The 4,366-nt window shown below is 38.3% G+C and carries 4 protein-coding genes and 2 pseudogenes; all 6 read right to left on the bottom strand.

Annotated elements, in window-relative coordinates; genetic code table 11:
* Positions 1-124: pseudogene (locus AC3AX0_RS08070) on the bottom strand (glutamate racemase); the annotation flags it as partial.
* Positions 125-145: 21 nt separating this feature from the next.
* Entirely contained in the window at positions 146-793 is a 648-nt protein-coding gene (locus AC3AX0_RS08065; RefSeq protein WP_487549787.1) for a SanA/YdcF family protein, read from the bottom strand.
* A 23-nt stretch (positions 794-816) separates the two neighbouring features.
* A complete protein-coding gene (locus AC3AX0_RS08060) occupies positions 817-1,599 on the bottom strand; it encodes an NYN domain-containing protein (RefSeq protein WP_487549786.1) in 783 nt (260 codons plus the stop codon).
* Between the two features lie 231 nt (positions 1,600-1,830).
* The gene (locus AC3AX0_RS08055) at positions 1,831-2,754 is read right to left on the bottom strand and encodes an ABC transporter permease (RefSeq protein ID WP_487549785.1); all 924 of its coding nucleotides are present in this window, start codon (positions 2,752-2,754) and stop codon (positions 1,831-1,833) included.
* Positions 2,751-3,824 carry an ABC transporter permease gene (locus AC3AX0_RS08050; protein WP_487549788.1) on the bottom strand — a complete coding sequence of 358 codons (1,074 nt, stop codon included), beginning with the start codon at positions 3,822-3,824 and terminating at the stop codon, positions 2,751-2,753. The genes AC3AX0_RS08055 and AC3AX0_RS08050 overlap by 4 nt, the downstream gene beginning before the upstream one ends.
* A pseudogene (locus AC3AX0_RS08045) lies at positions 3,812-4,366 on the bottom strand (ABC transporter ATP-binding protein); the annotation flags it as partial. The pseudogene AC3AX0_RS08045 and the gene AC3AX0_RS08050, both read right to left, overlap by 13 nt.

The following is a 4,366-nucleotide window of genomic DNA, read 5'->3' as shown; positions in this document are numbered from 1 at the left end:
TTGTACCGTAAGGCACATTGTCAAGGTCCGCATAATATATATATTCTGCATCAGGAATTATCTTCATGGCTGTACTTAATACCGTAAGCCCTCCGACTCCTGAATCAAATATCCCTATCTTCATTTTGTCTCCTGTATCAAATATTTATTCTATTGTTATTTTCTCACCAAGAAATTTCGGCTGTACTCCAACCGCTAGATCAAACATCATCTTGACCCTAGCGAAAATTTCTCTCACATTTGTCTTAAATCCGGTTCTATAGCTTACATCTTTTGCATTGTACCCTACTGCATCAATATCCTTGCTAAGGGCTATAAATACGGCCCTTTCATTGTGAAATTCCTGTGATATGACAGTTATCTTTTCCTGTCCGAATATATCCCTGCTTCTTACTATAGAATCAAGAGTTCTGAAACCTGCATAGTCAAGAAATATCCTATCTTCGGGTATTCCCTTTTCTACAAGGTCCTTCTTCATCTTTACAGGTTCGTTATATTCGACCTGTCCGTTATCTCCGCTTACTAAAAGATATTCAACCTTTCCTGCTTTGAATAGCTGGGCTGCTGCATCTATCCTGTTTAGGTAGTAGGGATTAAGAGTGCTTCCATATACATATTTGGTTGTTCCAAGAACAAGCCCTACCATATTAGTAGGTAAGTCATCCACATTGTCAAAAACCCTGTTTCTTGTCCTAAATTCAACACTGTAATATGAAATCAGGATCAGCACCAGTAAAACAACAGTCGCTACTGATATTATTTTCAATAAATTCTTTATACGCTTTTTCAACATGTTCTCCATAACGTATTTACGACTTATCCTATATTTCTGATGAATATATGCTTAACATACTTGTTTCCGCTTTCCCTCTGGTCAACCTCAATTGTTCTAATACTTTTTATGAGATGGGAAAGTTTCTGGTAGCCATAGTTCCTTGGGTCGAAATCAGGTCTTTTCTTGAGAAGCATGTTTCCTACATCTCCCAAAAAAGCCCATCCATCATCATCTGCAACTATCTCAGTGGTATTTTTCACAAGCTTCACTATATTTTCAGGTATTCTGTTGTTCTTTGCCGATTTTTTCCTCGTTTTAGCAACGGGCTTTTCAACCTCTCCTGTCGAAACAGGCACTTCCACCTGTTCATCTGGCTGTTCATCCTTTTGAAGTACTTCGATATATATGAACTTGTCACAGGCAATAATAAAAGGCTCAGGCGTTTTTTTCTCACCGATTCCTATCACCTTCATTCCTGCCTCTCTAAGTCTTATAGCCAGCCTTGTGAAGTCACTATCGCTTGAGACTATACAAAATCCGTCAACCTTATTTGAATAAAGTATATCCATTGCATCTATAATGAGAGCTGAATCACTTGAGTTTTTCCCTGTGGTATAACTGTATTGCTGTATTGGTGTTATGGCATTCTTAAGAAGGACCTTCTTCCATCCCGAAAGATTTGGACTAGTCCAGTCCCCATATATCCTCTTGAAAGTAGGCACGCCATAAATTGCTATTTCTTCCATCATTTCCGAAATCTTCTTTGACGGAACATTATCAGCATCTATTAAAACCGCCAGTCTTAAATCATTTAGTTTTTGCATAAGTTCTCCCGTATTGAATATTATATTTGTTATATATGATTTAAGCGTCAAAAGTACATAGCTGAGTTTTTGAATGCAATATTTAGTATCTGGATGGTTCAACTGGATACTAAATATTGTATGAAAAATTACGAAACTTACTTTTGACTTTTAAATCTTATTATTATTATACTTTAAATTTGCACAAAATAAAACCTCCACGTGGAATTGTGAAGGCAAAATTATTGTTATTTATCTTTCTTCTCTGAAATATGGAAGACTTAGACCCTTTGGAGGGGCATTCAGCTTCGATTTCTTAGCTGAGCTTGCAGTAAGCACTATTATTGTAACAAGATATGGAAGCATGTTCAAAAGGCTCTGGGATATGTTCAGATGCTGAAGTCTGAAACCTATTATACTTAGACCTCCGAATAGAACTGCACCAAATATGGCCTTAAAAGGATTCCATCTTGCAAATATCACAAGTGCTATTGCAATCCAGCCTCTTCCTGCAGTTATATTATCCTGCCAGGTAGGTACATCAACTACAGAAAGATATGCTCCTCCAATTCCAGCAAATGCTCCTCCAATTAGGATATGGATATATTTGTAAAGAGTTACATTTAATCCTGCAGCATCTGCCGATGAAGGATTTTCTCCTACAGCCCTCAGATTAAGACCAAATCTTGTCTTATAGAGGTAAACACCTGTAAGAACCGCACAAAAAAGTCCAAAATATACATAAATATCTTGACTAAAAAGCACCTGTCCTATTACAGGAATTTTCGATAAGAGAGGAATGCTTAAAGGTTCAAATGCACTTATTATCTCAGCAGGCATCCTCTGTCCTATGTAGTTTGTTCCAAGATAACTTGAAAGACCTGTACCGAAAATTGTAAGAGAAAGCCCCGATACAACCTGGTTGGCTCTTAATGATATTGTAAGGAATCCATATACAAAGGCAGCCATTGCACCTGCAACTCCAGCTCCCAGGATTGCCATTAAAGGACTTGAGGTAGCCATACCGGCTCCAAATCCTGCCACTGCTCCTATAAGCATCATTCCTTCAACACCAAGGTTCAGGTTTCCTGCCTTCTCGGTTATAAGTTCACCAAGTGTTGCAAACAACAAAGGCGTTCCTGCAATTATCATCGCTGTTAAAAATCCATAACTCATGCAGCATCCTCCTTATTGTGTTTTCTATTATTGAATACAAGCTTGTACTGAATAAAAAACTCACTTCCTATTACAAAGAAAAGAATCAAGCTTTGTATTATCTCTGCAGCAGACTGCGGAATCTGGAAAGCAGTCTGAATGAAACTTCCTCCCTTGGTCATAGCCGCAAAAAGTACGGACACTGGCACTATAAGTATAGGATTAAGTCCTGAAAGCCATGCCGTAATTATTGCCGTATAACCATATCCTGCAGACAACTGAGTATTAAGAGTCTGGTTCACTGCAGAAGCCTGCATCATTCCTGCAATTCCACAAATACCTCCACTTACAATTATCGAAATCACGATAACCTTGCTTACATTTATTCCCGAGTATCTAGCAGTATCCTTGCTCTCGCCTACAACTGCTATTTGATATCCTTGCTTTGTACTCTTCATAACAAATGTCATAAAGGCAACAAGTAATAGAACAAATATCCAGCCAACATGAACACCGAATATTTTAGGCATTATTGCATTGTCCGCAAAATTTGCAATCTTAGGGAATCCCATTGAATTGGGGTCCTTCCAGGGACCGTACTGGAGATAGGTTATCCACTGAAGAGCTATATAATTCATCATTAGGGTAACAATTGTTTCATTTGTATCGAATTTTACCTTCAATATAGCAGGTATCATTGCCCACAACCCGCCACCTACAAATCCTGCTACCATCATCAAAAATAGAAGCAGTGGTTTGGGAAGTGTGGAAAAATTAAGTGCTACGTAACTGGCAAAGAGTGCTCCTGTCAAAATCTGACCCTCTGCACCAATATTCCAGAACTTCATCTTGAAGGCTATCATAATTCCCATAGAAGTAACTATCAAAGGTATTGATATGGTAATTGTATCCTTGATTCTGTATGCCGATCCAAAGGCTCCCTTTGCCATGGATACATAAACATCAACAGGATTGTGCCCAAGTAAAAATATAAAAAATGCAGAAACAATCAATGCTGACAACACTGCATATACTTTAATCAACGCGGACTGTTTAGGAGTTATACCCGCTCTTTTTATCATTCGCATAATACAACCTCCTCATTTCTTTTCTGTCCGGCCATCATAAGTCCAAGGTCTTCCTTTGTAACTTCGGAAGCCTTTACTATTCCCGTTATTTCACCGTTACAAAGAACCATAATTCTGTCGCAAAGCCTTAAAAGAACGTCCAAATCTTCACCAATAAACAATATTGCCACTTTCTTTTTCTTCTGTTCATTAACAAGATCGTAGATTGTGTGTGAAGCTCCAATATCCAGTCCCCTTACAGCATATGCCGTTATTAGCACATGGGGATTTGTTTCAATTTCCCTTCCTATAAGAACTTTCTGAATATTTCCACCTGAAAGCTGCTTGACAGGATGGCTTATTCCCGGTGTTACAATATCCAGAGACTTTATCATATCCCTACATTTTTGAGCTACGGATTTTCTGTCAAGTATTATCTTATTCTGATTGTGCTGTTCCTTCAGCATGAAATTGTCAACCATGTCCATTGACGCAACCAACCCCATACCGAGTCTGTCTTCTGGAATAAAGCTCATGCTAATACCTTTGAAAATTATGTCCTGAGG

This window comes from Dethiosulfatibacter sp., from assembly GCF_983023055.1.
The sequence above is the reverse complement of the archived record's forward strand: the minus strand, read 5'-3'. Positions and strand labels throughout refer to the sequence as shown.